Source organism: Agrobacterium sp. P15N1-A (assembly GCF_044626815.1).
In the GTDB taxonomy this organism is placed as follows: Bacteria; Pseudomonadota; Alphaproteobacteria; order Rhizobiales; family Rhizobiaceae; genus Agrobacterium; species Agrobacterium leguminum.
In genome coordinates this window covers 30,345-55,758 of sequence record NZ_JBIUPF010000010.1, presented here as the reverse complement: position 1 = coordinate 55,758, position 25,414 = coordinate 30,345, and the positions used below count along the sequence as shown (strand labels likewise).

Sequence of the window (25,414 nt, the reverse complement as noted above, 5' to 3'; positions counted from 1 at the left end):
TGGAAATAAGCGCCGCTACTTTTAGGATTTTATCATTTTTAGTTCCTTGGCCGTCGAAAGCTTGCAATCATACAATGAGAACCTCTGCGCGTTAGGTGGGCTCCAAAACCGCTCTTCCATGCTACCGGAAAGCAAGGCACGCTAGATACTTGACAGCTTCATTATTAGTTGAATCATGGCCTCGACTCAACTTGGAGAATCGATCACAGAAGCTGATGCCGCGACTCTCTCGGCGTTTAGAGACTGGAGGCAGCGTATGAAACATTGGCTGGAGAGATTGACCGACGTCACGGCAATCAGGCTCGATGAGAAGGGCTTGAATGAAGTACTAGGCACTCTGTCGGCGGAGCTTGGGTTCGGACTGTTTGCGTTCTACCACGCTGGGGTTCGAAGCTATGTTTATTCGAACTACGATCCCGTATGGCAGCAGACCTATTTCGATGATGACCTCAAGGCCATTGATCCCGTCCTTTCCAAGGCAAAGAAGCTCTGGCGGGCATTCAGTTGGTCATGGGAGGATGATCGCGGTTCGCTGACGAAGGCGCAAGCAGATATGTTCGCTGCATCGTCCGATTTTGGAATCCGCTCCGGCGTCACGATACCGATCCGCGCGCCGAACGGCTCAATGTCAATGTTAACTGTTGCCTCCGACGCCGCCAAAGTCCGGATCGGCCTCGATATCGACGCCATCGCAGCAGCCGCCGCCGTGGGGCAGCTTCACGCCCGAATTGAGTTTATGAGTGCACAGCCGACGATGGAGGACCCCGAGACGTTCACGCCGAAGGAGGCACGCTTTCTTCGATGGATCGAAGCGGGAAAAACAGCCCCAGAAATCGCTGAGATCGAGGGCGTGAAGTACAATACGGTCAGGATCAATCTTGAGAATGCGAAGAAGCGATTCAAAGCAAGTAATATAACGCAGCTGGCTGCGCTCGCGATACGGCGCCGCTTGATATAGGCGTCAGTTTTTTGCCACAGCCGGGATATAGCCCAAGATACTGAGCAGGCTTGATAAAGCCGACATTTGACAGTGCATTGCTAGCATCGCCTTGATATATTTCAGATGCTCGGCGCCTCCAGCGGAACGCCCAGAACGAATTTCTTCCGGGAGATCGTGGAAGAGCCTGTCGGCTTGCGCCGATAACGCCCGATGTTCGATAAGCGCATCAACCACAAGCGATTCAAGGTCAGGTTTAGGAAGGCCCCTGGTGAGCCCAATCGTTGGCCTCAGTTCTACCTCTCCATCGAATGCCGAGCAATCATCATTCATTTACCACGTTCCCAAAAAAGGATGCCTGCGGTCCGCCTCCGCCGGCAAATAATCCCATGACCCCAGCCGGGGGTTTAGAACACCGAACTCAGCCGGTCCCTACGACCTTTAGCACCGGAGGCGCCTGGACATGCGTCGCAGGCCCCCGGCAAAAAGCCAGAGGATCCGATGTCATTCCGGCCGACATCAGCCACTGAGTTCGGGGGTTCTAACGCCCCAAGACGGGGCGTGCCGTCTCATCCCGGCTTATAGCCGCTAGCCCAAAAACTAGCTAGGTGGTCACCGAAAAATTGTCGTTGACAAGTAATATTACCGGGTGAAGCGGATAGAGAGACCAAATCTTAGTATTTCTTGACTGTTTTCGACAGCTTTTCTGCGGAAAGCGGTTACTTACCACGGTGGCTTCGCTTGGTAAGGTTGGCTGAATTTCCGCTGCGCATAGACTTTGGGAAATGCGGAACGTTATGGCTGAAAGGAGGGCTGCGAAGGCCTCAAGCTCACCTGCGGTGGTAATCCTGCACCTGCTGCGTCGACGTGCCGAGATAGTTCTCGGCGCTGTCTGGCGGCGTTCTGGGACGAGCGCGAAGCTCGCGAACGGTTTCGCAGAAGACCCTGGGGGTGAGGTGGCAAAATTCGACGTTGTACTTTCATTGGACGAGCTAGCTAACATCGCGTTCCCGAGCAAAACTACGTGGGATTGGCGGGGAATTTCCGCTTTCCGAACACCTGAGGGCCCAGTACCGCGAAATTTTGAACGTGGCATTGCAATGAACAAACTGGCAGATGATAATTTTCAGTGTCCTAATTGGTCTCAGGTGACGGAATGAGCAGCATGCAAGCCCCAGGAAAAAGCGTTAGGGTACTTCTGAAATACGCGCTCGCACTTCTCCTGATATACTATGCGATTACCATCCTGGCCGGTGGCTTAATACGGAGCGCCCTTCAGGAGCCATTTGCAATTAATGCCTTTTATGCCGGCGTGCTTGCCTTTCTCATCGATGTCGCGTTCGCGTTGTACTACCGCTTGGAGCATAAACAACGCCCCGAGCGAGCTCGCCTTTACAAAATCGCGGCGGACGCGCTCATCATGCCGGCGATGCTGCTAACGCGAGCTCTTGCGGATACATTTGGTGGCGAAGGCGGCGTATCGGCCCTTTTTGAGATCGTTCACTTGTGCACGGCAGGCGCCGCGTTACTGATGTTCCTTACATCTGCAGGCATGCTGTTGAAATGGATGTGGAAACGGTAGCACTCGGATCGCGCGACCCCAGGCAGCGGGTCGCAATCCGCGCAGTTGCGGACCACGACGCTTCAAAGGAGAGCAGCGAAGGCTTCGAGCTCGGCCGCCGTGGCAACGAGGCCCTGCTGCGTCAGTGTGCCGAGATAGTCCTCGACAGTGTATGGTGGGTTCTTGAGACGAGCGCGAAGCTTGCGAACGGCCTCGCAGAACACGCCGGGAGCCAGGTCAAGGTGGTACGAAAGAAATTCGTCAGGATGCTGCGCTTCGATGCCGTATGGGGTGAGCGCTGTGGCAGGGAAATCCTTGAGGTTCTGCGTAACGATCACGTCGCACCGACCAATGATTGCCGCCGCCAGTACGTGCCGGTCTCCTTCATCGGGCAAGACGAGCGCCGGAATCAAAACATCATAGCCCGTCACCAGACAGTCACGCACCGCCCGGTTCATCAGATCACGCGTTCGCTCAAGTGTTGTTTGCTCGCGGCTGGGCTCGTTTCTGAGCAGCGCATCGATCCATTCGCGGTGAATGTCCACCGACCACCTGGCCCTGAAGAGATTCGTCTGAGCAAGTTGAATGAGCAGATCGCGCAAGGGAGCGGGATACAGCACATTGGCATCGAGCAGCGCTGCATAGTCGCTCATGGGCGTTGATAGCCCATTTCCTGCTCCTGCGCCTCGCTAACGAGTTGATCCAATATTGCCTCCCGCTCGCGATCATCGCGCGCCCGATAGGCCATTACGTCTTCAATCCTGATGCGACGATGCTTTCCGACCTTGCGATGGGGGATCACGCCCTCGTCAAGCAGCTTGATGAGATATGTTCGCGAGATGTTTAGTGCGCGCGCAGCTTCTACCGTTGAGAATTCCGCATTCTCCGGAATGATGGTGACACCACGCCCGGCCGCCATGGCCTCTAGAATGTCCATAAGCAACTCGACGGCGCCTGCCGGCAATTCGATTGGACGCTCATGTTCAGTATCGTGGACACGCAACGTCAGGGGCCGCTTTTGGCGTGCGTAGCGCGAGAGAAGCTGGCCGGACACGCGCGCGATCGCCGCATCCTGCGCGGATGGTGGTAGCTGTCGATGAGCGGGTATCGTCATAGGCTTATCTCCAATCTCACAAACAATAGTGATTAAATGCCGCAGCTGCAACAAGTGACGTAAATGATTTTTCGAGCCACCGGATCTGACGACGGTCAAAATCCGGCAGATCGGCCCCTTTGCTATCGTGGAACGGATCGCGGCATGAGCCTATTGGGTAGGTAGGAACTGTGATCGCCTGAAAAGTCATCCGTTGTCTGACGATCTCGATAGCAAACCAAGCTGGATCTTGGCTCCTGAGCAGCCAGCACGAACTGGAATCCGTCCAGCGGGATCGCACTACGGTTTCGATCCGATCCCGGAAAGGTCGATCCTGATATCTGCCTTGTTCGGATCGGATGGGCTTGGCTCAGTCGCATCGTCGTCTTTTGTAGGAGCTGCTGCTTGTTCGGGCATTCCAGAATCGACTTTTTCACGCTGAGTGATTTCCCCCTGCCCCGGATCCTCCGCGCGAAACACCGCTACTCCTTCGAAATACCCCGTCTGCCAAGCGATGACCGCATCGTCCATGACCTGTGGCAGGACTTCCTTCGCCGTCGGATTGCCATACCATTTCAAAACGATGCGAAAGACCTTGGCGAACAACGCCGTCCCCATGCGGATGTTCTCGCACAGCTCGACCATATCCGGCTTCAACTGACCGGCCTCGACGATGCCTATGCCCGCCGGATACTGGGTGATGCCAACGCGAACGGTGTTGCGACCGAGATTATCGCGGATCAGAGCCAGTGCCTCTTCCGGCGTTGTCGCCTTCGGCACCAGCACCACCCGATTGCCGGAGCGGACGGTGATGGCGAGAGGGTCCTGCGACCCGGCCTTCGCGATGAACTGCTCGACGATCGCAGGTTTCAGGGAAGGATCGGCGCATTGCTGGATAAGGACGGCATCGAGCATCCCAGGTACTCCCTATGTGTTGAAGGCCATGACGACGGGTAGGCCAAAGAGCCTTGCCCAAGCGACCGAGCTCGCCTTTTGGATGGCGACGATCGAGGTGTTTTTCGTCCACCAGCCATTGCCGATGGCGACGATCACTTCGGGATTGTGAAACATCGATTGCAGGACCGGCCAGACGATGAGTTGCTCGTAGCAGATCAGAGGCCCGACCTTGAAACCATCAACCTCGACCGCAGGGTTGCCGAAGAAGTCGGCCTGCGCGCCGCCGACCCGCCCGGTCCATTGCAACCACGGTTGCCACATCGACCCCGGAACCGGCATGCGCTCGCGATAGAGGACCTTTGCCGCATCGGCTGAGATCGCTACCATCACGTTGTCATAGCCCATTGGGTCGATGACGGCAGCCCCTGCGATGACGGTGATGTCCGAGCCACGAAGGCCTTCCTGCCAGACCCGCGCCACGGTCGGCGTCCAGAGCCCGAGCGCAGTTTCAGGCAGCACCGCAACATGCACGTCAGGCTTTGCGGTGATGGTTCGGCGCACCGTTGCGATCAGATCACGGTGAGACAGAAGAGATCCATCGCGGCCGAGGTTTTGGGCTTGTTCCAGGTCGACGCCCACCCAAGCATCCGGTAGTCTCGGTCCCGTCCACGATGCGGCGGACCAGAGCCACAATCCTCCCAGGATGATGGCGGCGGCCGGCCAAAACCTTGTCGTCATGACGGTGAGGCCGGTCGCCATCGCGAACAGCCCCCACCATCCCCAGCCGGGAAACAAGACACCAGCGGCTGTCAGGGGATGTGCCCAACCGGTAATGCCGAAAGGCGGCAGTGCCATCAGCACCATAACCGCGAGATAGCGTAGCCCTCTCGCCGCGTCCGTTCCTTTTCTCCCGGAAGCGTTTCCGCCACGAGGTTTCCAGAACACTGCATGGACCATAACGAAGGATGCGGAAGCCGTCACCCAAAGCGCCAGACCGGGCCAGCGATCAGTGGCATAGAAGTTGGCGACCCCCTGCGGCAACCCGCGAGAGGCCGCCAGGAAATACCCGGTCGCTACAAGCGCAGCATTGTAGCGTGACGGTGCCAGTGCCCAGAGCAACGGAAAGATCATGGCGACTGGAAGAAGAAGCACCTCCCCGCTCCAGCCAATCCATCCACAGAAGATCGAAGCGGCGATCAGAAGGATGGATTTCCGGCGATGAGTCAAATGATTGTCACCGCGATCAGGGATCGAAGGTGAGGACCGGTCGCGCCAGGCCGAGAAGACCGGCATCCGGAACCGGGCCAAAATATCGACTATCATAGGAGCTCGCAAAGGATGAGTGGAGGAAGAGAGAATGCGGCGGTACGACACCACCGGGATCAGGCGAGAGCATCCTGCCCTCGCCATCCCTGCCCCACACGGACGATGCAGGGACCGAACGACCGTCGATGAGCACGTGATCGGTGATTTGGACATGCTGCCCAGGAAGTGCTGCGACAGTCTTGATCAGCGGCGCGAACCCGCCGGCACAAAGCCCTCGCCGCAGATATCCGCGCCGCCAAGCTTCTGCGAATACGGCTGTTGTGGGTGGGCAAAGAAACACCAGATCGCCGATCGCGACCGGACGCTGAAGCTCTTCGATACGCCAAAGGCCGAGCGGCTCGCTTGGGGTCAGGTTCAGTCGATAGCCGCCTGATAGCGCTGTCGCCGCCAGCGCGGACGTGATGACGGCGCCCGCCACCAGAAACAGAGGAACGCGCCTCGGCCTCATTGCTTGAGCACCGGCGTCTGGCGCTGGGTAAGACGCTGTTCCTCAGCTTGTCTTAGCGACTGGACGGTGCGCTCGTGGGCCGCGAGCTCTTGCGCTGTCCGCATGACCGGCCACGCTTGTTTCAACTGTTCCTTTTGCTCCGGCCTCATACCCTCGGAAAGCTTTTCGTACAGCGTTCCCGAAGGCTCTTGCGCCGCGTTGCTCAGCAGCGTCCGTTCCCCGAACCGCTCGGTTACCGCCCGGTTGAAGCCGTCGATTTCGAGCTTGGTCTCGCGATTGCTCAGCGCATAGGCCATCGCGGCTGGCAGGTCGTTGCGATCAATCGCATCACGCACTCGCTCCAGCACCACGCGCGTCGCCGGCGACAGCGCCGGGATATCGATCGAGACCCGCTGGCGCCAAGCCTGTTCATCAGCCGTCATGTGTTGCGCTGCCGTCTCGCGCATACGCAAATACTTCTCGAGGTCGCGCTTCAGGGCCGGAACATTGATCTCTGCGATGCGGCGCGCCTCTCGCTCCGCCTTGCTGGCAAGAATACCGGACTTGCCCTTGAGCGGGCCGATCGATGCGGCGCTCGTCTCCAGCGTTTCGAGCGTTTGACGGGCAGCGTCCTTGTCGGCGATCACGACATCGAAATTCATAGCCCGGAAGGCTGTTTCAGGATCGGCGAAGACGTAACGGAAACGCGCTGAGACTTCCTCCCATTGCCGTTTCAGGCCGGGATCCTCGCCAAGCTTGTCACCGACCGTATCGGCAACAGAGCCGGAAAAAGTCTTGATGCCTGCGACCATGGGCGCGGCCTCCTTTAGCGTTTGAGTATGTGGGGATTGGGTGAAGCCGAGGCGCGCGGCGAAAGCAGCAAGGCGCTGGCCGAGGTCGGTCAGTTTGGCCTTCTGGCGCAATGTCCAATCGAGCCGGTCGCGGACCAGCGTGCGAGCGACCTGGACAATGTGCATGCCGCGCGTTTCGGCGAAACGCAGCGCTTCGCGATAGAGCTGGCCGCGTTCGTAATCGAGCGTCGTCTCCTTGGCGTTCTTCCGGGAGAGAACCTTGCCCAGGCCGCCGTTGAAGGAGAAGGATCTGGTACCATAGTAGAGCTGCAGATCCTCACGATGACGGGTCATCGCCACATAGGTCAAATGACGATCCAGGGAGAGCGAGGCCAGTACCTTCACGCGATCAACCGTCGCGCCCTGGCTCTTATGGATCGTCGTTGCATAGCCATGATCGATATTGTTGTAGAACCGCTGTTCAACGATCACCTGGCGCCGATGATCCCCCTCGCCGACCACGGCCACGATGCGGTTCGGTTGGGCCTCAACGACCTGGCCGATCATGCCATTCTTGACGCCGAGCGATCCCTCGTTCTTCAGGAAGACGATCTGGTCGCCGGCATCGAAACGGCGCTCGCCATCGGCCGTCTTGAAGATCTTGCCCTCACCGACAACGCCGCGCTCGACGAGTTTCTCGCGGGCCATGACATTGAGCATGCGGACGTCGCGGCGCAGATGGGCGAGGATCAGCGTCGTCTTTGACTGGTCGTAATCGTGGTTCCAGTCGGCGATCAGCCTCTCGACGGCCTCCGCCTTCAATCGCGAGCCGAGTACCCTGCCCTCACCTTGATACGCAGCGAGGGCTTGGCCGACGTCTCCGCGCGCAAGATCGAGGGACGCCTTGCGCATCCAGTCCTCGCGCTGGCGATAGATGGTTTCGAGTTCGGCATAGCCAATCCGATTGACAATGGCGCGGAACGCAGCCCCTGCCTCGATCGGCTGGAGCTGTTCGGGATCGCCGACCAGCACGATCTTCGCGCCTGCTCTCACCACGGCATCGACAAACCCGGCCATCTGTTTCGAGGCAACCATGCCGGCCTCGTCCATGACGAAGATCGTCTTGTCGTCCAGAACGTCACGGCCGCGGTTCCAGCGAAGTTCCCACGACGCAAGCGTCCGGCTCTGGATCCCCGCTTCCTTCTCCAATCCTTCGGCCGCCTTGCCCGCTAGTGCGCCGCCGACGACACGATATCCAGCGAGTTCCCATGCCTCACGAGCCGCCTTCATCATCGTGGTCTTGCCGGCCCCGGCGCGCCCCACGACGGCGGCTATACGGGCGGATCCGGCAATGCGCTCGATCGCCACTTTCTGCTCGTCGGACAGCCGCTCATGGCGCCCGAACGTCGCATCGAGAACGTCCATGGAAACGGCATGCGTCTCCTTAGCCGACAGCCACAGGGCCTGCCGCGCCATCGTTGCTTCCATACGGATCATCGCGCGCGTCGAGTAGCGCGCCCGCAGCTTCCCGCCAGTGGCGAAATCGATGGTGTCGCGCTGCAGCCGCAGCACGTCCGGGTTCAGGATGATCCTGATCATCAGCTGCTGGAACACAGCGGGATCGTCGATGTAGCGATGCACGACCTTGGCCACGTCGCACTCGTCGAAGACGCTCTTTTCTCGCGTGATCAGGTCGAGCACAATGGCGGGATTCTTGAGGATGCGGCGGGCGTTTTCCGAGCGTCGCCGCTCGTTCAGTTCGATCCGTTCGAGCTCCGGCCGGACGCCCTGTTGCTCCGCCTTCCGCTCAATCGCCTTGACCCCGACACCGAGATGGATGGTGGGCTCAAGATCGATGCCCTGCTTTTGGTAAGAACGCCCGTCGATGCGAAGATCGATTCCAGCAAGCGCCATATGATGGTTCTGTCTCTCGAACCAGCCGTCTCGCAGCAAATTGAAGTCCTCGGTCGATCCTGCCCAGAGTTCATAGAGGATCTTGCCGGACTTCGTGCGGACCGGGTGGCCGCCCTCGCCGATCACCGCAACCTTCTTCGACCCGAACCCGTCCTCGGTCAGGGGCCGCAATGTGGTCATCAGGTGGATATGCGGATTGCCGGGATTGTCATGGAAAACCCAGTCGGCGACCATCCCCTTCGCAAGAATATGCTCGGCGACAAAATCCCGGACCAGGGCGATGTTCTGTTCAGTAGAAAGCTCCAGCGGAAGCGCAATGGTGAGATCGCGGGCAAGCTGCGCATCCGCACGTTTCTCGAAAGCTTCGACTTTGTTCCAGAAGGCTTCCGAGGCTCCGGCGACAGAACGATCAGCGATCAGGGAGCGGGCCCATTTCGGGGCGCCGGCGGGTAATACAAACTCCTCGTGCAGCAAGCCCTGCTTGCGGGTGTAATCGATGGTGCGGGCCTCACGCTCGTATTCCATCTTCGCGCAGTGCCGGTAGGCCGCAGACAGCACGACACTGCGGCCGGAGCCGCGGCTGACGATGCTGGCTGAGAAATGGGCGATGGCCACGGCGCGAAGAACTCCTGGTTCGAACTGCGTTCGTCGGGAAGAGGGCGGGGCTACCGCCCCAGCCGAGGCATGAAAGCAACACGTCGCATCGCGACGTATAATTGCGCCCTTGGAACCGCTCCTTCGGAACGGTCGGGATGATCCTCCAAAGTCTCAGCCTTGCCGAGGTGCAAATCTGCACATTTCCCGAAGAGCGCATTTGGGGGATGTTGGTGTCGCGAAAGCAACGCCAACGACTTACAGGAGATCCGTCCGGAATGAAGAAGCCGTCATCGAAGATCAGGGAAGAAATCGCCCGCCTGCAGGATCAGCTCAAACAGGCCGAGACCCGCGAGGCCGAGCGCATCGGCCGGATCGCGCTCAGGGCCGGGCTCGGCGAGATCGAGATCGAGGAGACGGCGCTTCAGGCGGCGTTCGAGGAGATCGCCGGCCGGTTTCGCGGGAGCCAAAAAGCGGCGGCTGGCGCTGCATCCGGAAAGAGATACCCGCCCGGGAGCACCAGCGCCGGAACGTCAACCGCGCCGGTCGAGGTTGGCGCGTCTCAGGGCATTGGTGGCGAGGGTTGAGCGCATGCGCCGCAAACAGTCCAGGGATGCCCGCAAGAAGGACACGCGCGAGAAGATCGAACTGGGCGGCCTGATCGTGAAAGCCGGCCTGCGCTACGAGAAGCGCGCGCTGCTGCTCGGGCTTCTGATCGACGCGGCCGGTCGCATCAAGGGCGGCGACGCGGAGCGCTCGCGCCTGACAGCGATCGGCGCGGAGGCATTCGGCGATGATGGCGAATAGGGTCCTCCTCGCGACCGTGCCCGCCGCCATCATGCTGGCGGCGACGATCAACATGCCCGGGATCGAGCATTGGCTGGCGGCGTTCGGAAGGACAGCGCAGGCGAAGATGATGTTCGGGCGCGTCGGCCTCGCCCTGCCCTACGTCGCTGCGGCTGCGGTCGGCACCATCGCGCTGTTTGCCGCCAACGGCGCAGCAAACATCCGAGCAGCCGGATGGAGCGTGGTGGCCGGAAGCGCGGCCGCGATCCTGATCGCGGCGACGCGCGAAGCGGTCCGGCTCGCCGGGATCGCCGGAAGTGTGCCGACTGGAAGATCTGCCCTCTCTTATGCAGACCCGGCAACCGCTGTCGGTGCGGCCGTCGTGCTGCTGGCCGGCGTCTTTGCTGTGCGTGTCGCGCTCAAGGGAAACGCCGCCTTCGCAAAACCTGCCCCGCGGCGGGTTCACGGCGCGCGGGCGATCCATGGCGAAACGGAGTGGATGAGCATGGGCGAGGCGGCGAAGCTGTTTCCTGACGACGGCGGCATCGTCATCGGCGAACGCTACCGCGTTGATCGTGACCACGTCGCGGGGGTAGGCTTTCGCGCCAACGAACGGTCGACGTGGGGTGCGGGCGGGAAGAATCCGCTGCTCTGCTTCGACGGCTCGTTTGGCTCGTCGCACGGAATCGTTTTTGCGGGCTCGGGCGGTTTCAAGACCACCTCGGTGACAATCCCGACCGCTCTAAAATGGGGTGGCAGCCTCGTCGTGCTCGATCCGTCGGCCGAGGTCGCGCCGATGGTGATCGAGCATCGGCGCAAGGCCGGCCGCAGCTCGATCGTGCTCGATCCGGCCGATCCCAAAAACGGCTTCAACGCACTCGATTGGATCGGCCGGTTCGGCAACACGAAGGAGGAGGATATCGTCGCGGTCGCGACATGGATCATGACCGACAACCCGCGGACAGCATCGGCGCGGGACGATTTCTTTCGCGCCTCGGCCATGCAACTCCTCACTGCCCTGATCGCCGACGTGTGCCTGTCCGGGCACACGGAGGAGGAGGATCAGACGCTGCGCCGCGTGCGGGCTAATCTCTCCGAGCCTGAACCAAAGTTGCGCGGAGGGCTCACACGCATCTACGAGCAATCGCACTCCGAGTTCGTGCGCGAGAACGTCGGCGTGTTCGTCAACATGACGCCGGACACATTCTCCGGCGTCTACGCCAATGCCGTGAAGGAAACGCACTGGCTTTCCTATCCCAGCTACGCCGCGCTGGTTTCAGGCGACGCCTTCTCGACGGACGATCTCGCTGATGGAACAACGGACATCTTCATCGCGCTCGGTCTTAAGGTCCTCGAGGCGCATCCGGGCCTCGCGCGAGTGATCGTCGGCTCGCTGCTCAACGCGATCTACAACCGCGATGGCGAGGTCAAGGGTCGCACGCTGATGCTGCTCGATGAGGTGGCGCGACTCGGCTATATGCGCATCCTCGAAACCGCACGCGACGCGGGCCGCAAATACGGGATCACGCTGACGCTGATCTTCCAGTCGATCGGCCAGATGCGTGAAACCTATGGCGGTCGCGACGCCACCTCCAAATGGTTCGAATCAGCCTCGTGGATATCATTCGCCTCGATCAACGATCCCGATACAGCGGACTACATCTCGAAGCGCTGTGGCGACACGACGGTCGAGGTCGACCAGACCAACCGTTCGAGCGGAATGAGGGGATCGTCGCGCTCTCGCTCGAAGCAATTGTCGAGCCACCGGCTGATCCTGCCGCACGAGGTCATGCGGATGCGGGCTGATGAACAGATCGTGTTCACAGCCGGAAACCCGCCGCTCAGATGCGGCCGCGCAATCTGGTTCCGCCGCGACGACATGACGTCGATCGCAGGCAAGAACCGATTTCACCGCGAGGAGGCGAAATGACACCCGGCCGCTTCCGCTTCCTCTTTCTCTTCATCGTCTCCGTCGTGGGCGGCATTGGCTGGCTGGCGCTCGACGGTCGTTTTGGCCGGCCGGTTGGACCGGCGGCCGATGTCGTCGAGCTGCCCCCGGTTGACGACCGCCACAGATGCAGTCGCGGCTCGATTTGAGCGCTGCGCCGGCGCGGCCCGCGAAAAATGCGTGGTCGACGGCGTCACGTCTTGGTTCCGCGGCGTGAAGATTCGGACCGCGTATCGCGATCGGCTCGAAGAGCTGATCGGCGAAAGCAGCATGCCGGCCTCGGTGTGGGATATCGGAACAGGGCCGATGCCCGACCTGCCGTCCTAGGCGGCGGCCGAGGGTCGCGTCCGGGAGAGGGATAGGGGTTTGGGGAAAGGGAGGAGGGAACCGTCCCCTTTCCTCATGGGAGCGTGTTTGAGGGAGGGGCTTGCCCTTCCCTCATGGGGAGAGTGTCGAGAGGGGGGCTCGCCCCTCTTTCACAGGACACCCGGCCGGTCGATCCGGTCGGGTGTCCTGCCCTACGCTTCCGTGAGTTGTGCGCTTGCAGTGAACGGGAAGGCGGCCGCAACCGCCTAGCGTCCCGCACATAGGGCCACGATCCATCACCGTGATGAATCGGTCGGCCCGTATCGATTCAAGGAACTCGTTGGACGCCGCTTCCGCAAGGAGCGACACTCCGGCCATGGATGACGATGAAACAGAGGCCGTTCACCTTCGCCGCATCGACCCGACGCAGAACATGCGGCGCTTCTACGTGCTCGCGGTCCAGCCGACGCTGTTCGGCGGCGCGTCGATCATTCGCAACTGGGGTCGGATCGGCACCAAAGGCCAATCGATGATGGAGACATTCGACGCGCAGGAGGAAGCGACGAACGCACTCGCGCGTCTTGCCCGGGCGAAGCGCCGCCGCGGCTACCTCAACGCGGACGCTACCGGAAGCGGCTGACTTCGGTGAACGCTTCACGGCGGGCGATGCGCACGCCGACTCGACGAGCCGATGCTGTAAATCACAGCATTCACCGCATTCTCGCAATGATCTGGAAGTGCCACCGCCTGGCGGCGCTTTTCAAGAAGGTAAACGCGTAAGCGCGCCCTAGAAGGGCGGCTCGCTGCTGATGAGACCTTCCTGCTCGGCCCAGATCGCCTCACGCTCGGCCAGCGCTATCGCCAGCTCCTCCTCGATCCAGCGGCGCTCCTCGGTCTCGACGGCGTTCCGCAGCTCGGCCCGTTATCCTGACAGTCAACTACTAATGAGTTGCCGAGCTGAAAATCCTACGTTCCGCGGCTAAGATGCCCGCGCCGAAAATCAGAGAATATTCTTTCGCAAACCTACTTTGACGGCGACAGCACTCTATCCCGAAGATGCAGGAATGTCCGCTCTACACAAAACCAGAGAACGGTTGCTACGGCAAAGCTCCCGATTAGATAGGCAACAAAGCCGGAGCTGCCTTGCAAGTTCTCTTCCCCGACGACCAGGCGCATGACGTGAAACACTGACTTGTGCGTGAGGTAGAGGCTGTAGGACAGCGTTGCCACGAGAGCAGCACCTGGCACTGGCCAGCGGCTTAGAACATGCTCAAGATCAAGCATGGCGCAAAACAACAGTGCGATGCCGATCGAGATCAGCGGAAAGCCCGCGACCGCGCCGAGCTGCGCCTGAAACACGGGAAATATGCCTTGTCCTGCAAGCGGTCCCCGGTCAACGAAGCAGATGAGCGCTGCAATTACAAAGATCAGACCTAAGGGAATGGCGACCTTGGGCGGCAGATACTGCCTGCAGAACTCTGGCTTAAAGAAGCGGGCGGCCGCAAGCACCACGCCGAACAACAGTCCGTCGAGACGCGTGTATGTGGGATAGTAGACATCGCGAAGGTAAGTCGCAAAGGCAGGGCGGAACTGGCCTTCTGCGACAAGGGTGCCAACCTGTACATCCCAGATCGCGTAACGCAGCACGATCCCGCCGACAGTCAACAATCCTGCGAGGGCGAGAACCCCTCCCGTGCCAATGCGCTTATGCAGGAGGAGGACCAGCAAAGGCAGAACGAGATAAAACTGCTCTTCGACGGCAAGCGTCCATGCCTGAGAAAAAGCGTTTCCTTCCCTCGGATCAAATCCGAGATTGACCGTGAAGGTGGCGAACTTCCAGAGCGGCTGCATGGAGGGGTTGTCCCGAAGTATCGGAATGAAGGCGTACAGGCCTAGAACCACGAAGAAGGCCGGAAAGATGCGGAAGGCACGGCGGAGATAGAACGATTTGAAATCGACTGCCCCCGTGCGCGTCACTTCTTTGAACAATTGCGTGCCAATCAGATAGCCGCTCAGCACAAAGAAGATATCCACGCCGAGCCAGCCATATTCCCGGACAGTCACCAACACGCCTGGGGTGGCGTTCAGCGGAAGATGGACAAGCATCACCAGTAAGATCGCCAGCGAACGCAGGATATCGGGACCAACCATACGAGTGCCCGTTGCCACGACGCTCGTATGCGAGAGCGAGGAAAAATTGCCTGCATGTGAGTTGTTCGTGGTGGCAAGTATAGTCATGCGCAACGCTCCGGAGGTTCATGGCAAAAGCTGGTGCCAGTCAACTTACCGATCTACGGTTGCGATGGAATGGGCCAGTATGGAAACTGACAATTAACCTAAATTTTTTGTAAAATTGGAGACTTTCTATCCCTCAGGCTCAGACCAATACCAGTGATCTTGCCCCCCTTTTGGGCGGCGTGGCCAAGGCACCGGCAACCGTGGCTCAGCTGCGGCCCGAGGCGTTCCACAACTGGGAGGGCGCACCCCTCCCGGATCATTCGCAACCTCATTCGAGGTCAGCGATATACAGTGCGATGTCGCTTGCGAACTGCTCGTTCTCGGCCTGTGCCTTAGCGACGAGGGCGGCAAGCTCGGCCTCCGCCATAGCGCGCTCGGTTTTGGTGAAATAGCAGCTCCGAAGCTCCGCGCGCAGTTCGTTGATTTGATCGAGAGTAGTCATGTTGATCGTCTCCTTTTTGATGACGTCAACGGGGCAACGTGCGCACGAAGCCCGGGTCAAGGAGCGCGGAGCGACCGCCAGCGGCGGCGAGTGGGGTGCCGGTTTTGTCGGAGCGCAGGGAACCGGAGCGGAGGCAAAATCGGGGGCCCACACCCGTCCTTGAGGTGGACTGAGTAGCCGTAAAGTAGGACGGCAGAAAGAAGAGAACCCGCGGCCCCGACCAGGGGACGCGACCGTATTCTATAAAGAGCTATCGTCTGGTGACGTCGATATCGGAAATCACCCCGTCGATCCTTTGGAGGTCTTGCTCAATGGCCAAGCGCTGAAGTTCGGACAATCTCTTCTCCTTCAGCATGCCTCTGGCATTCTCCGCTGCCCCTGCCCACGCCGGGCGGTGGCGTGCTCTTATACAGGCGTTAGGGCATCTCGACGGCTCGCACAGCGAGATCATCGGTGCAGACTGGCTGCCGGCGGCATGGCGAAGACAGACGGCTGTGGCAGGATCAAAAAAACAATCGGCCAACACGCCGACATGGAGGGTGCGTGCCGTATCGGCCAACAGAACGCGGAGGCGACCACGATCAGCGATCATACCGGGAAGCGGTTGCAACTCGGACGCTGCGCCGTCAAGCGACTTGGCGATGCGTACCGCAGCTGGGCCGGAAAGCCCGGAGCCCAGTTGCCTCTCGTCGAAATAGGTGAGGATATCGTCCATCTGTCCAAGGCGCCGTTCAGTCTCCACCTCTGCCAGGAACCCTGATTTACTGGAGCCCGCATAGCCTTCAAACGTCGCGACTGAGACGTGCTTGTACTGGATCATTCCTGCGATCGTTCCAAAGGGCCTGTTGGCGATGTGCCAGGCAATCGTTCGACGAAATTGTCGTGTGGTCAGTTGCCATGGACGTCCATCGGAACCTGACGGTATAATCGGCTCGGCCTCGTTTCCAAATCGCTCGTTCAGATGATCACGAAACTGATTCAGTCGGGTAACAACGTCCGTTGCAAGCGCCTGCTTGCGAGCATGTGCGAGAGACAGGACTGGCCAGAGCGTCTCTGTTCCTCGCTGCTGCACAGAGCGGACGTTAAGCAGTTCGAGGACTGAAATCGCCGTCGCCACGGGTGCGATGGTGACCCACTCCGCTTCTTCGCCACGCGCTTCCTTGCCTTTGTAAGCGACCGACTTCACGCGGTGCCTGTCGATCAGTCCGTCCTCGCTGCGAGAGATCGACAGACAGCCTGGACGCATCGCCTGCACTTCACTGTCGCCCATGCCGGTCAGATAGGCGCACACGACATAGCAGGCGGCTTGCAGCATCCGTTCTTCTATCGCCAACGCTCGCGCGTCAAAACGAGCCCGCCAGGGACGGCCAGTATCAGGATCGACCGAAATTGGGGTATCCATTCCACCAATCTCGGTCCCCAGTTCGCCGGCCGCAGCTTCGACGGTTCGCCGCATCTCGTTATCAGGTTGACCATCGGCAGATCGCTGAAGATTGGCGTCAGCGCCGACGTGCAGATAGATCAGTTGCCAGTTTAGAGGTGGTTCGAATCCGGAGAATGATGCTGGCCCGCCGATCCTGACAGGCCAGGCTGGAATGCCGCGGCCAAGCCGACGGCGTTCATCGAGATATGCATGCAAGCGAGCTTGGCGGCGCGTTCGTCGTTCGTTGCGAGGCGCGAGCGCATCTTCAGCAGTGAGCCTCTTGTGGTGCTGTTGGAGCACAAGCAGTTCATTGCGGGCGGCGAGAATGTCGGGCGCGAATACAGTCACATATTTGAGCGACCATGCGAGCAACGGTTTGATGATCGCTTCCGGGATTCGCGGCGTTCGGTTCTCCTCCGTCCTAAATTTATATCCGACGACCTGGGCGGGCTTGCGACCATGCCATGGCTCGAAAGTGAGCTTCGCAACAGTCAGGTGATTGCGGAAGTCGTAAAGGTCAAAAACAATTCCTAACAATTGCATGACGATGATCGGCCGCCGTCCCCGCTGAAGAAACCTGGCGAAACCGTCAAGCAGGGCCTGATCGGCGCGGCGGAGGTCGAAGACACCATGGGCCGCCTTGACGAAATCGAAGAAGCTGCGCGCGGAGCGAAAAAGGCGCCGAACATTTACCGGTGTCACTCGCATCTTGTATCCCGGCAGATCAGTGCTCAGGCGAACATAAAGGTAATCTCGAAGAGCCTCGGCGATCTTCGGGTCGTCGACAACACTAAAATCCACCGTGGCGTCGGAGCTTCGGACGTTCTCGCGAAAAACCGCCGGGTTCAAATCCCATCGCTCGTCGTCATATCGGGACAGATTGGACCTGTCGAAGCCGACATGCAGAGCTGCGGTGGCAAGTACGGGACGGCTATCGAAATCCTCGGTGGCAATGGGAAGGAAAAGAGGGGGCTTCACAGTAACGCCTCCGGCGGCATGTAGTTTGAAACTGGTTCGCTGGCGAGCGTTTGCCGCGCCTCCTCGACCGTAGCCGCACCGAAGGCTGGCAGAATCTGCGTGGTAATGCGAGCGTGCGCGGTTGCGAACTTCGCCGCCCAGTGGCTTGCGGAGAGCGAGAAGCGCTGGTCTTGAAGGAAATCGAGAAATGACAGGATGGCGGGGAGCTTGCGGACGGTGATGACAGCATTCGGACATTCAAGACATCCCCAGAAAGGTTGCGAACAGGGCGAGCCGGGTTCGGCATAAGGGCTGGAAAAGAATCCGCCGCAGCTTGCCAGCCAGATATCCTCCTTTCCATCGAGAAGTGAGGTCGGATCGCATCCCGCTGGAGCCGCCTCTAAAGCGGCAACCGGATCGCTTCGCCAGGTCTGTTCTTCCTCCGGCGTCAGAACAATTGACGACGAAGCCGATGTGACAGCCTCGGTGAAAGCATCAGCGATCGTGCTTTCGTGCAGAGGGAGGAGTGCTGGAACATTGGCATAGTGCCGCGCCGCCACCTCCTTGGTATGACCGACGGCAAAACGCGTCATATGTCCTTCGGTCTTTAGGTACCAGAGCGCCTTATGCGTCTTGCGAAGCCGCGAAAGCGTTAGATGGAACGGCCGACCATCGTCATCACGAATGTTATGCTGTGCCGTCCAAGCATTGATTCGATGCTGGGGATGATTGACCCCGGATTTTAGCCCACCGAGCCCGTAGTATAGCCAAAGGCAGTCGGTCGGCCGGTGTTTACGGGCGGTAGCGGTCCAGGCGATTACGCGCCGGATCAGGCCGCCCGGCGTTCGCGGACCGCCGTCGCGCACACGAAGTGTCTTATGCTCAGCGCCACGAGCCCGCCGTTTGACATAAGCAATCTCGACCGTGCCGTTTGCAGGGTTCCTAAGGCAATCAACCCTCAAGCTCTTGCAGCACTCGGGCTCCAGTCCGGTCTCAAGCGCCAGAAAGACCATCAGCGGGATGACGTCGTGAGACGTCAAATAGTGTCGTTCGTGAAGCTGATGGCAGAGTCTTTCCGAAGAGAGGCCATGAACCCTTCGGGCATCGTTGAGAACGTGGTATTTGGGATCTGTGTGGAGCACAATACCTTTGGCCTCGATGTGCACATGGATCTCTTTCTCCATAGCCAGTAGCCCGCTGCGCGAGTTCATCGGCTTAGGATCGCGAAGGCGCTGCACGATCCCCATGATATCCGCACAGGCAGCATCGCGAAGCTGCCGTGCAATGTAAGGGCTGTATGCATCGCGTGGATGCGATGGTGGTATCGGCCTCAGCGTCACATAGGTCAGCCGATCGCGAAGCTGCTCAGAAAATGTAACAGCCCCTTCGGATGCCACTTCTCGCAGAGCGACAATGATCTTCGTCAGAATAAATAGCAGATGGATGTTCGACTTGCCCTTTGCCGCTACCCAGGCTTCAAAGCCATCGATATGATCTGCCCTCAGGTGCTCGCCGGCATCAGGTTCATTTTTTGTCTCGACCAGGTACGCTAAGAACATCGGCAGGATACGTACGTAGTCCGTAACGCTTGATTTTACGGACAAACGTCCACCCAGACCAGCAAGTCGTCGTAGTGCTCGGGCGAATGCAAGGGCCAGCCAGCGCGGCTTCAGATGAGCGTAGTCGATCAGGACTTTGCCGCCATCCTGCGTATCGATGGTGAACCGTAAACCGCTTACTGTCTCCGGCTCATCGCACGGGGATATGGCCAACTCGCGCCTGAACGAGACAGCTCTGCCTTTGCGAGGATGTTGGCTCATAGCCGATCCCCGCTTGGTAACAGCGCAAGCAGTTCCGCAACGGCGGTGTCGACTGTATCTGCGCGCGTGGCGATATGATCCAGATATATGGAAGTGGTCTCGAGACTTGCATGGCCGAGAAGTCGCTGGACCTGTTGCAGAGGATCTCCGAGGATTCTGCGGTAGCTTTCCGCCGGTCCAGCCGAACTCGTCGAGGATCCGCCCTCGAGTTGGCGCTGAATCAGCATGGCAAGCATATGGACTGCGAAGGTGTGCCGGAGCTGATGTGGACTGATGTCGATCAAGAAACCATTCGCCTGGCAGCGCTGGCAGGCCCTGGCGAAAGCGACTTCCCAGGAATTTGGGCGCACCGGCTGACCGACCTCCGTCAACCACAAGACCGCTGGTTCGATTGGCGAATTATCCGCCGCACAGATGACCAACCGGCCCCGTTCTTCCGGCGAAAAAACTTCCACAGGAACAGCTCGCCCATCGACGAGTACAAGATTCCCTGAGCCAGCCGTCGGTCGACGCACAAGGATTGGCCGTTCTACGAGGTTCCAGTCTTGGCGAGCTTTGAATTTTGTGACGGCGTGGGCCCGTTCAACACGAATGTAGGTCCGGAGTCGGTGAAGCAGGCCATCGGGAATAAGGATTGCCCGCCCGCGTTCGCCCTTGGTGAGACCTGCCGGCAGATTGAGCCATGTCTGACGACGAGATGCATTCGCCGCAGGCAAAGCGTCCAGCTCGAATGCCAGAAGAAACGACGCCTCTTCGAGCCTCAAGCCGGTTACAACCAGCAACTCCGCAAACAAGACGTTGCGAAGTCCGTTCCTGTCGCGTGCGCCCGGCCGCTCAGTTCCGTCCGCAGTGAGACCGCGTAGCCCTACATCCCGGAACTGGCGAAAATCCTCAAGCGTAACGAAGCGGATGGTGTTTCGATTGGCACGGCCTTCGAATGCATCATTGCGCGCGACTATCTTGCCTTGGGTCCGCGCCCGATTGCGGCGCCAGATCTCTCGATGCGAGAAAGGGCTCGAACGCAGAAGTCCCTGGCGCACTCCCCACTCATACAGTTTGTCGATTGCAGCAATCGATCTGTTCCACGCCGCCGCCGATACCCGGCTTCCCGGATCGCTTCTTCTACGAATGCGGTGGAAGGCTTCGACATCAGCGTGGGCGGCTTCCCAGACCGTCTTGTCACAAACTTCGGTGAGGAAGCGCAACCAAACCATGATGTCATAGCCGTAGGCGCGCAGAGAATGACGGGAACGAACGCCGTTGAGCGGCAGGTCGAGAAAGAAGCGATCAACGTCGGCGTCAACCAGTTCACCGCCTCGTAGAATACGCGGCACATAGGCGTCGAGGCCGTCGGCGGCCCGCCGCTCTTCGAGCGTGACCTTTGATGAGGTGTCCAAAATATCCACAGCTTGTTCAACCCTCCCCCAGACCCCCAACCCGGGAGCTCGTGTCTACGGAAGGTGCTAGAGCCGCCGGCACTCTCCAGGCCGGCCTCCGCCAGCTATTTGGGAGCGCTGCGACCGGCCTGGAAAGCGCCTTCCTCAGCATGCGCATCGACGTAGCCAAGGTCGGTAGAGTCGGTGCAGACTGTCAAGATAAGGCCCGCAGTTCTTCAATGTGTTGTTCCAGCAGCATTGTCATCTCCTTGACGTTTGAGAAAGATGATGCCGCGAGGCGTGAGGGAGTGTCGGGGTCAAGGATCGCGCAAGCGACCGCCGTCGGCGGCGAGCGGAGGAGCCGATTTTCTGGTGGCGTCCTTCAGGGCGGCGCCTGAAAATTGGAGGGGCCGCGAAGTTCTTGAGGCGGGCGCTTCCTCACGCCACCATCGCGCATTCTGAGCAGACCCCACCTCTCCGTATCGCGACCGGAAGAAGAAGTCGGGTTCGAAGCCCGACTTCTTCTCATCTGAATGCAGGTTAGGCCCCGCCGTTTCCGACGGGGCGATCATTTCGATCAGGCGTCGCGCTTGGGGCGGTTCCAGACCAGGGTGTAGTCGCCGTCTTTCTCGGCCGGCCACAGGGCAGCGTTGATCGGGGCGTTGAAGCTGGGGTCGTCGAGCTTTACGGAGATGTAGGGCTCGCCGTCGTTGGAGACCTGGTTCCAGCCTGCGCCGATTTCGACGCCGGGGCCTGCGGTGATGCGGAAGTCGGGAGCGTCGCGCGAGGTGCGCTCGATCGGGTTCAGGCGGGCCTTCAGGGAGACGGTCAGGGTGCGCACGTTGCCGGTGATGGTGTTGCCGTTGCTGGTGAATTCGCCGATGATTGCCATTGTCGTGATCCTTTCGGGTTGATCGGGCCGCGACCATCGCGTCCTCGATGACTGTCCAAATGATCGGGGACGATCGGACCGCATCCCGTAGGGACCGAAATGCAATGGAGGGCGGCGGGAGACGGCTTTCTTGATCCGCGAGGAAAGCGAACGCAGTTCGCAGGGGAAGAAAGTTGGCGATGCCGTTGCGGGAATACGATCGAGGCGCAGCCGCTCTTCGATCAGACATGTCAAATCGAGGCCGCGCTGGCCGCGCCCGTGGTCCGGATCCGAATGGATGACGATAATGGCCACATCAATCGGCTGGCGGATCTGCAACTCGCTACCACCAAGGCTTAGACGTGCCTCGGACGGGCTCTTTCTAGGGTCGGCTCCTGGGCTCAGATCGGTCGCTTGTCCTTTGAGGCTTGCTCGTGCACACCACAAATTTAGTCCGGTGTAGACGCAGCGCGTCCGAGGCCAACCGCTCAAACGCGATCCCGCCAGCGGGGGATAGGATCGTATCCTCTGATCACGGACCGGCCTGACCGTACCGCCTGGCACAGCCGGCGTGGCAAACATCCTGTCGGACGTCTGATCTCGCCTTATCGATGGCCGTACCGCGGAAGCGGCGGGGTTTCGCATCCCCTCGCCGCAGTTCGATTATTTCCGACCCGCGCATGCATAGGGTCAGAACGCGCGCCTAACGGCGCTTTCTGCGAAGCAGCGCGAGCAGACTGTCGCCGTGGGTGAGAGCAGCATCGGCGGGTTTGTTGGTCACAAGGAGAAAGAGGACATGGATCGCGGCCAGTAGGGAAAATGCAATGCCCAGAATTATCATCACCGTCGAGAGGAACGATGGAATGATATTCCAGATGGCGATGGTCATGAGCCAGTAGAGAATACAGAACGCGAGCGTTACTGCGATCTCAAGGTATCGCCTCAGCTTGAAGGCGTCGGATCCCCGGTTCCATGGCAGCGTGAAAGCTGGACCTTCGATCCCTTGGCGCTCTTTGTCGGCCGCGTATCGCCTTTTCCGGTCCATGTCGGCCTGGTAATCGGCGGTCGGATCTCGGAGGGCTTGCTTGCGCGCGAACCGGCGCAGTCTCTTGCCGATATAGAGGGCGTCCGCGAGGGGCATGACGAAGCGGCCGACTGTGCAAAGCGGGCCGTTTCCGATGTCGCCCAGATTGAGGACGACCGACATGACGCACGACACGACGGTCAGGGCGTAGAACACGTTGCGCGACCGGATGATCGTGTCGGCATCATATATCCCGTGTGCTATCGCCAGTTCGGCGCAAGCCCATCCGAGTGCCAGGGTGAGCACGAGCAACAGTGGCCACCCGAGCTCTCCGGGGTCAGCCGGATCCGGTTTTTCATGAATTCTTCCGCTGATTTGTCGGCCATTTTCGATCCGCCGTCGTCAACATGAGCGTTATGAATCGTAGAGCATAACGCTTTGTGCGACAAGGCAAGGGTCGCTGATCTTGTCGAACCTCGCCGACATCGTGCCAAGACGTTTCCCCTCTGATCGAGGAGAGGCGTTCCCGCCGTGCAATACAGCGTGCTCCTCTCCCGCTGCTTGAAAAGGGCCGCTCATTCGAGCGGCTTTGGCCTCGTCGACAGCGTGTCGAGAAGCCCCTTTGCGTCGAAGAAGATGAGCTCGATGACGAAGCGGATCTCGAAGGCGATCTCGATCTGCTGGATGATCGGCGCAAGCTCGCCCAGACGTTCGTCGGAGATCGGCAGCCGGAGCGGAAAGCTGCCGGCGATCGGGAACCACTGTTGCGAGGCGGGATCGAAGATGTGCTGCGTTTCCGGATCCGTGAGCGCCATGTCGAGGAGCGGATAGCCGTCCCACACCGAGACGAAGAAATCGCCATCTTCGCACGAAGCCGGGTCGGCGGCATCGTCATGAGCGCGCTCGTCTTCCGTCGTGTTGCGCAGGTATTGCCGGTCAGCCTGGAGCATGTCGCGCTCTTCGGACATCATGTCCGAGAGCACCGACAGCAGGCGCCGGCGCACCTCGGTCGCGATAGAGTTGTTCCTGTCTCGGCGGATAGCTCGGACAGTCCTGCGAAACTCCGCGAGCAGGGCGACGCGGTCGGCGTGACGCTGGATGCTTTCATGGATGTTCATGTCGATCTCCTTTCATCTTCGATGACGGAGATCTCCCACTGGCAAGTCGAGCGTCGGGTCAGGGACCGCTTCAGCGGCCGCTCCGCGGCGCATGGGGGAGCCGATTTTCTGAAAGCGCCCCATGAGGGGCTGGCTGAAAATTGGGGGAACCATGCGTCCTTGAGACGATGCGAGCGGCCCGTAGAATAGGACGGCAGCATGAGAAAACCACGGCCCCGACCAGGGGCCGTGTCCGTATGGGCAGGGATGCCAGGAAACGCCGATTTCCTAATGAGCGGCAAGGCGCCTTAATGTCGAGCCGCTTGACTGTTGGTATCGCCGCAAGTTTGGGCATCACCGTGCGGTCAGAGACCGCGACGCTGCCACCCTCGTCGCATCGGCATCCGCCTGCGGCTGAAGGCCATGCAGATAATTGACCGCTCGCTGCGCATGCGCCGCCGCCTGGAAAATCGCGCGCTTCTCGCCGGAAATCACCGATAGCCACGAAACCAGATAACTGGCATGATCCGGTCTCGGTTCGAGTTCCGGTGCAACGCCGAGATCGGCGCAGAGGAAGCATGACCCGAGCTCGGCAATGAGCTCTTCTCTGCTTCGTTCCGATTTGTCCTTCGAATAGCGGCTGAGGTCGCGACCGACGCGAGAGGAGCTTGAAGTCCAGTGCGTGGCTTCATGACTCAGCGTACCATAATAACTCTCGGCATCCCGGAAACTCTCAAATGGCGGCATCTGAATGTGATCGCTGGCCGGGGAAAAGAACGCCTGATTGCCGCCGTGACGGATGACCGCGCCGGTGTTGCGGAAGAACTGGTCGGCATGGTCGATGCGCTCGACCGGATCGAGAACGGGATCCGGCCGATGATAATAGTGCTCCGGCAGACCGTCTATTTGAGCAACGTTGAATACGCTGTATGCCTTCAGGAACGGGATTTCGCGGTCGACCTCGCCGCCGTTCCCTTCCAGCTCGGCTTTGGTGAAACGGCTGGCGAACACGACAGTTGCACCCGTCTCGCCCTTGCGAACAGCCGCCCCCAGTTGCAGCGCCTGACGAAACGTCATCCACATCGGCGCGGTGAAGCCGCGGGCCACGGCCTCCGACCATAAAAGCAGAACGTTCATACCGGAATACGGCGTTCCGTTGTGGCGCAACGGCCTCGTGATACGGCCCTCAGTATTGGCCGTCTTCCAGGGTTTCATCCAGGGACGGACACCTTGCTCCAGATCTTTAACGATCCTGTCGGTGATGCGGGCGTAGACGTCCGCCCGCTCGGCTTCTTTCTTCATGTTCATTTCCTAACCTCCTTGTCAGGAGGCCGCGCCTATCGCGGCCCCGTCGCGGAGGGCCAAAAGCAGGAGCGATCGGAGGAAGGCGCACCGGAACGGCCGAAACGAAGAGGAGGACGGCGAAGCCGTTGCGCCTGCCACCTGCTCCTGCAGGACCGACGGACGGGACGGGGCTGCGAAGGCTGAAGGCAACGTCGATGCCACTTTCACGGTCGCAAGGTGCGAGCAAAAACAAATGTTTTGCCCAACAAGATCCGGATAAAGGGAAAATGACGGGCATATCA

Annotated in this window: 24 protein-coding genes; 8 read left to right on the top strand and 16 right to left on the bottom strand. The window is 59.9% G+C overall.

The annotated features are described in order from the left end of the window. Window positions 1-256 precede the first annotated feature (256 nt). Window positions 257-958, top strand: a complete 702-nt coding sequence (gene traR / locus ACIK7D_RS25615) for a transcriptional regulator TraR (protein WP_400157862.1) — start codon at window positions 257-259, stop codon at window positions 956-958. A 3-nt stretch (window positions 959-961) separates the two neighbouring features. On the opposite strand, the gene ACIK7D_RS25610 is transcribed toward traR, so the two are convergent. Then, window positions 962-1,270 (bottom strand): transcriptional repressor TraM, encoded by a 309-nt coding sequence (locus ACIK7D_RS25610; RefSeq protein WP_400157861.1) that lies wholly within the window; start codon window positions 1,268-1,270, stop codon window positions 962-964. Window positions 1,271-2,093: 823 nt separating this feature from the next. On the opposite strand from ACIK7D_RS25610, the gene ACIK7D_RS25605 reads away from it, so the two are divergent. Continuing rightward, entirely contained in the window at window positions 2,094-2,519 is a 426-nt protein-coding gene (locus ACIK7D_RS25605) for a hypothetical protein (protein ID WP_400157860.1), read from the top strand. Window positions 2,520-2,581: 62 nt separating this feature from the next. Here ACIK7D_RS25605 and ACIK7D_RS25600 read toward each other — a convergent pair whose 3' ends face one another. From ACIK7D_RS25600 to traA, 6 genes are all read right to left on the bottom strand, one after another. After that, a complete protein-coding gene (locus ACIK7D_RS25600; protein ID WP_400157859.1) occupies window positions 2,582-3,151 on the bottom strand; it encodes a PIN domain-containing protein in 570 nt (189 codons plus the stop codon). After that, complete coding sequence (locus ACIK7D_RS25595; RefSeq protein ID WP_400157858.1) at window positions 3,148-3,612, bottom strand: excisionase family DNA-binding protein; 465 nt, start codon at window positions 3,610-3,612, stop codon at window positions 3,148-3,150. Before ACIK7D_RS25595 ends, ACIK7D_RS25600 begins: the two co-directional genes overlap by 4 nt. Before the next feature lie 279 nt (window positions 3,613-3,891). Beyond that, on the bottom strand, window positions 3,892-4,506 hold the full coding sequence (locus ACIK7D_RS25590) for a TraH family protein (RefSeq protein WP_400157857.1): 615 nt from the start codon (window positions 4,504-4,506) through the stop codon (window positions 3,892-3,894). Window positions 4,507-4,518: 12 nt separating this feature from the next. After that, window positions 4,519-5,811, bottom strand: coding sequence for a conjugal transfer protein TraB (locus tag ACIK7D_RS25585; protein ID WP_400157856.1), 1,293 nt, complete (start codon window positions 5,809-5,811; stop codon window positions 4,519-4,521). Then, on the bottom strand, window positions 5,732-6,262 hold the full coding sequence (gene traF / locus ACIK7D_RS25580) for a conjugative transfer signal peptidase TraF (RefSeq protein WP_400157855.1): 531 nt from the start codon (window positions 6,260-6,262) through the stop codon (window positions 5,732-5,734). Before traF ends, ACIK7D_RS25585 begins: the two co-directional genes overlap by 80 nt. After that, window positions 6,259-9,561 carry a Ti-type conjugative transfer relaxase TraA gene (gene traA / locus ACIK7D_RS25575; RefSeq protein ID WP_400157854.1) on the bottom strand — a complete coding sequence of 1,101 codons (3,303 nt, stop codon included), beginning with the start codon at window positions 9,559-9,561 and terminating at the stop codon, window positions 6,259-6,261. Before traA ends, traF begins: the two co-directional genes overlap by 4 nt. A gap of 257 nt (window positions 9,562-9,818) precedes the next feature. Between traA and traC the strand changes: the two genes are divergently transcribed. The 6 genes from traC (at window position 9,819) to ACIK7D_RS25545 (ending at window position 13,220) form a co-directional block, all read left to right on the top strand. Then, entirely contained in the window at window positions 9,819-10,127 is a 309-nt protein-coding gene (gene traC / locus ACIK7D_RS25570) for a conjugal transfer protein TraC (RefSeq protein WP_400157853.1), read from the top strand. Between the two features lie 4 nt (window positions 10,128-10,131). Further along, entirely contained in the window at window positions 10,132-10,347 is a 216-nt protein-coding gene (gene traD / locus ACIK7D_RS25565) for a type IV conjugative transfer system coupling protein TraD (RefSeq protein WP_400157852.1), read from the top strand. Continuing rightward, the gene (gene traG, locus ACIK7D_RS25560) at window positions 10,334-12,256 is read left to right on the top strand and encodes a Ti-type conjugative transfer system protein TraG (protein WP_400157851.1); all 1,923 of its coding nucleotides are present in this window, start codon (window positions 10,334-10,336) and stop codon (window positions 12,254-12,256) included. The genes traD and traG overlap by 14 nt, the downstream gene beginning before the upstream one ends. Continuing rightward, window positions 12,253-12,423: a hypothetical protein gene (locus ACIK7D_RS25555; RefSeq protein ID WP_400157850.1), complete on the top strand. Its 171-nt coding sequence runs from the start codon at window positions 12,253-12,255 to the stop codon at window positions 12,421-12,423. Before traG ends, ACIK7D_RS25555 begins: the two co-directional genes overlap by 4 nt. A gap of 31 nt (window positions 12,424-12,454) precedes the next feature. After that, window positions 12,455-12,601, top strand: coding sequence for a hypothetical protein (locus ACIK7D_RS25550; protein ID WP_400157849.1), 147 nt, complete (start codon window positions 12,455-12,457; stop codon window positions 12,599-12,601). A 355-nt stretch (window positions 12,602-12,956) separates the two neighbouring features. Beyond that, window positions 12,957-13,220: a WGR domain-containing protein gene (locus ACIK7D_RS25545; RefSeq protein ID WP_400157848.1), complete on the top strand. Its 264-nt coding sequence runs from the start codon at window positions 12,957-12,959 to the stop codon at window positions 13,218-13,220. A 383-nt stretch (window positions 13,221-13,603) separates the two neighbouring features. Here the strand turns inward: ACIK7D_RS25545 and ACIK7D_RS25540 are convergent, their stop codons facing one another. The 9 genes from ACIK7D_RS25540 to ACIK7D_RS25500 all read right to left on the bottom strand — a co-directional run bounded on the left by ACIK7D_RS25540 (window position 13,604) and on the right by ACIK7D_RS25500 (window position 25,136). Continuing rightward, window positions 13,604-14,818 (bottom strand): acyltransferase family protein, encoded by a 1,215-nt coding sequence (locus tag ACIK7D_RS25540; RefSeq protein WP_400157847.1) that lies wholly within the window; start codon window positions 14,816-14,818, stop codon window positions 13,604-13,606. 268 nt (window positions 14,819-15,086) lie between these two features. Next, complete coding sequence (locus ACIK7D_RS25535) at window positions 15,087-15,260, bottom strand: hypothetical protein (RefSeq protein ID WP_400157846.1); 174 nt, start codon at window positions 15,258-15,260, stop codon at window positions 15,087-15,089. A 250-nt stretch (window positions 15,261-15,510) separates the two neighbouring features. Next, window positions 15,511-17,661 carry an integrase gene (locus ACIK7D_RS25530; RefSeq protein ID WP_400157845.1) on the bottom strand — a complete coding sequence of 717 codons (2,151 nt, stop codon included), beginning with the start codon at window positions 17,659-17,661 and terminating at the stop codon, window positions 15,511-15,513. Continuing rightward, a complete protein-coding gene (locus tag ACIK7D_RS25525) occupies window positions 17,658-19,460 on the bottom strand; it encodes a hypothetical protein (protein WP_400157844.1) in 1,803 nt (600 codons plus the stop codon). The genes ACIK7D_RS25530 and ACIK7D_RS25525 overlap by 4 nt, the downstream gene beginning before the upstream one ends. Next, window positions 19,457-20,866, bottom strand: coding sequence for a tyrosine-type recombinase/integrase (locus tag ACIK7D_RS25520; protein ID WP_400157843.1), 1,410 nt, complete (start codon window positions 20,864-20,866; stop codon window positions 19,457-19,459). Before ACIK7D_RS25520 ends, ACIK7D_RS25525 begins: the two co-directional genes overlap by 4 nt. 547 nt (window positions 20,867-21,413) lie before the next feature. After that, a complete protein-coding gene (locus ACIK7D_RS25515) occupies window positions 21,414-21,728 on the bottom strand; it encodes a DUF736 domain-containing protein (protein WP_400157971.1) in 315 nt (104 codons plus the stop codon). A 682-nt stretch (window positions 21,729-22,410) separates the two neighbouring features. Beyond that, window positions 22,411-23,043 carry a hypothetical protein gene (locus ACIK7D_RS25510; protein WP_400157842.1) on the bottom strand — a complete coding sequence of 211 codons (633 nt, stop codon included), beginning with the start codon at window positions 23,041-23,043 and terminating at the stop codon, window positions 22,411-22,413. Window positions 23,044-23,306: 263 nt separating this feature from the next. Continuing rightward, complete coding sequence (locus tag ACIK7D_RS25505; protein ID WP_400157841.1) at window positions 23,307-23,849, bottom strand: hypothetical protein; 543 nt, start codon at window positions 23,847-23,849, stop codon at window positions 23,307-23,309. Between the two features lie 333 nt (window positions 23,850-24,182). Continuing rightward, a complete protein-coding gene (locus ACIK7D_RS25500; RefSeq protein WP_400157840.1) occupies window positions 24,183-25,136 on the bottom strand; it encodes an ArdC family protein in 954 nt (317 codons plus the stop codon). Window positions 25,137-25,414: the final 278 nt, after the last annotated feature.

Excerpts from the sequence above, each read along its gene's own strand:
- traR (WP_400157862.1), top strand. The coding sequence starts at position 257 with ATGAAACATTGGCTGGAGAGATTGACCGACGTCACGGCAATCAGGCTC.
- ACIK7D_RS25610 (WP_400157861.1), bottom strand. The coding sequence starts at position 1,270 with ATGAATGATGATTGCTCGGCATTCGATGGAGAGGTAGAACTGAGGCCA.
- ACIK7D_RS25605 (WP_400157860.1), top strand. The coding sequence starts at position 2,094 with ATGAGCAGCATGCAAGCCCCAGGAAAAAGCGTTAGGGTACTTCTGAAA.
- ACIK7D_RS25600 (WP_400157859.1), bottom strand. The coding sequence starts at position 3,151 with ATGAGCGACTATGCAGCGCTGCTCGATGCCAATGTGCTGTATCCCGCT.
- ACIK7D_RS25595 (WP_400157858.1), bottom strand. The coding sequence starts at position 3,612 with ATGACGATACCCGCTCATCGACAGCTACCACCATCCGCGCAGGATGCG.
- ACIK7D_RS25590 (WP_400157857.1), bottom strand. The coding sequence starts at position 4,506 with ATGCTCGATGCCGTCCTTATCCAGCAATGCGCCGATCCTTCCCTGAAA.
- ACIK7D_RS25585 (WP_400157856.1), bottom strand. The coding sequence starts at position 5,811 with ATGATAGTCGATATTTTGGCCCGGTTCCGGATGCCGGTCTTCTCGGCC.
- traF (WP_400157855.1), bottom strand. The coding sequence starts at position 6,262 with ATGAGGCCGAGGCGCGTTCCTCTGTTTCTGGTGGCGGGCGCCGTCATC.
- traC (WP_400157853.1), top strand. The coding sequence starts at position 9,819 with ATGAAGAAGCCGTCATCGAAGATCAGGGAAGAAATCGCCCGCCTGCAG.
- traD (WP_400157852.1), top strand. The coding sequence starts at position 10,132 with ATGCGCCGCAAACAGTCCAGGGATGCCCGCAAGAAGGACACGCGCGAG.
- traG (WP_400157851.1), top strand. The coding sequence starts at position 10,334 with ATGATGGCGAATAGGGTCCTCCTCGCGACCGTGCCCGCCGCCATCATG.
- ACIK7D_RS25555 (WP_400157850.1), top strand. The coding sequence starts at position 12,253 with ATGACACCCGGCCGCTTCCGCTTCCTCTTTCTCTTCATCGTCTCCGTC.
- ACIK7D_RS25545 (WP_400157848.1), top strand. The coding sequence starts at position 12,957 with ATGGATGACGATGAAACAGAGGCCGTTCACCTTCGCCGCATCGACCCG.
- ACIK7D_RS25540 (WP_400157847.1), bottom strand. The coding sequence starts at position 14,818 with ATGACTATACTTGCCACCACGAACAACTCACATGCAGGCAATTTTTCC.
- ACIK7D_RS25535 (WP_400157846.1), bottom strand. The coding sequence starts at position 15,260 with ATGACTACTCTCGATCAAATCAACGAACTGCGCGCGGAGCTTCGGAGC.
- ACIK7D_RS25525 (WP_400157844.1), bottom strand. The coding sequence starts at position 19,460 with ATGAGCCAACATCCTCGCAAAGGCAGAGCTGTCTCGTTCAGGCGCGAG.
- ACIK7D_RS25515 (WP_400157971.1), bottom strand. The coding sequence starts at position 21,728 with ATGGCAATCATCGGCGAATTCACCAGCAACGGCAACACCATCACCGGC.
- ACIK7D_RS25505 (WP_400157841.1), bottom strand. The coding sequence starts at position 23,849 with ATGAACATCCATGAAAGCATCCAGCGTCACGCCGACCGCGTCGCCCTG.
- ACIK7D_RS25500 (WP_400157840.1), bottom strand. The coding sequence starts at position 25,136 with ATGAACATGAAGAAAGAAGCCGAGCGGGCGGACGTCTACGCCCGCATC.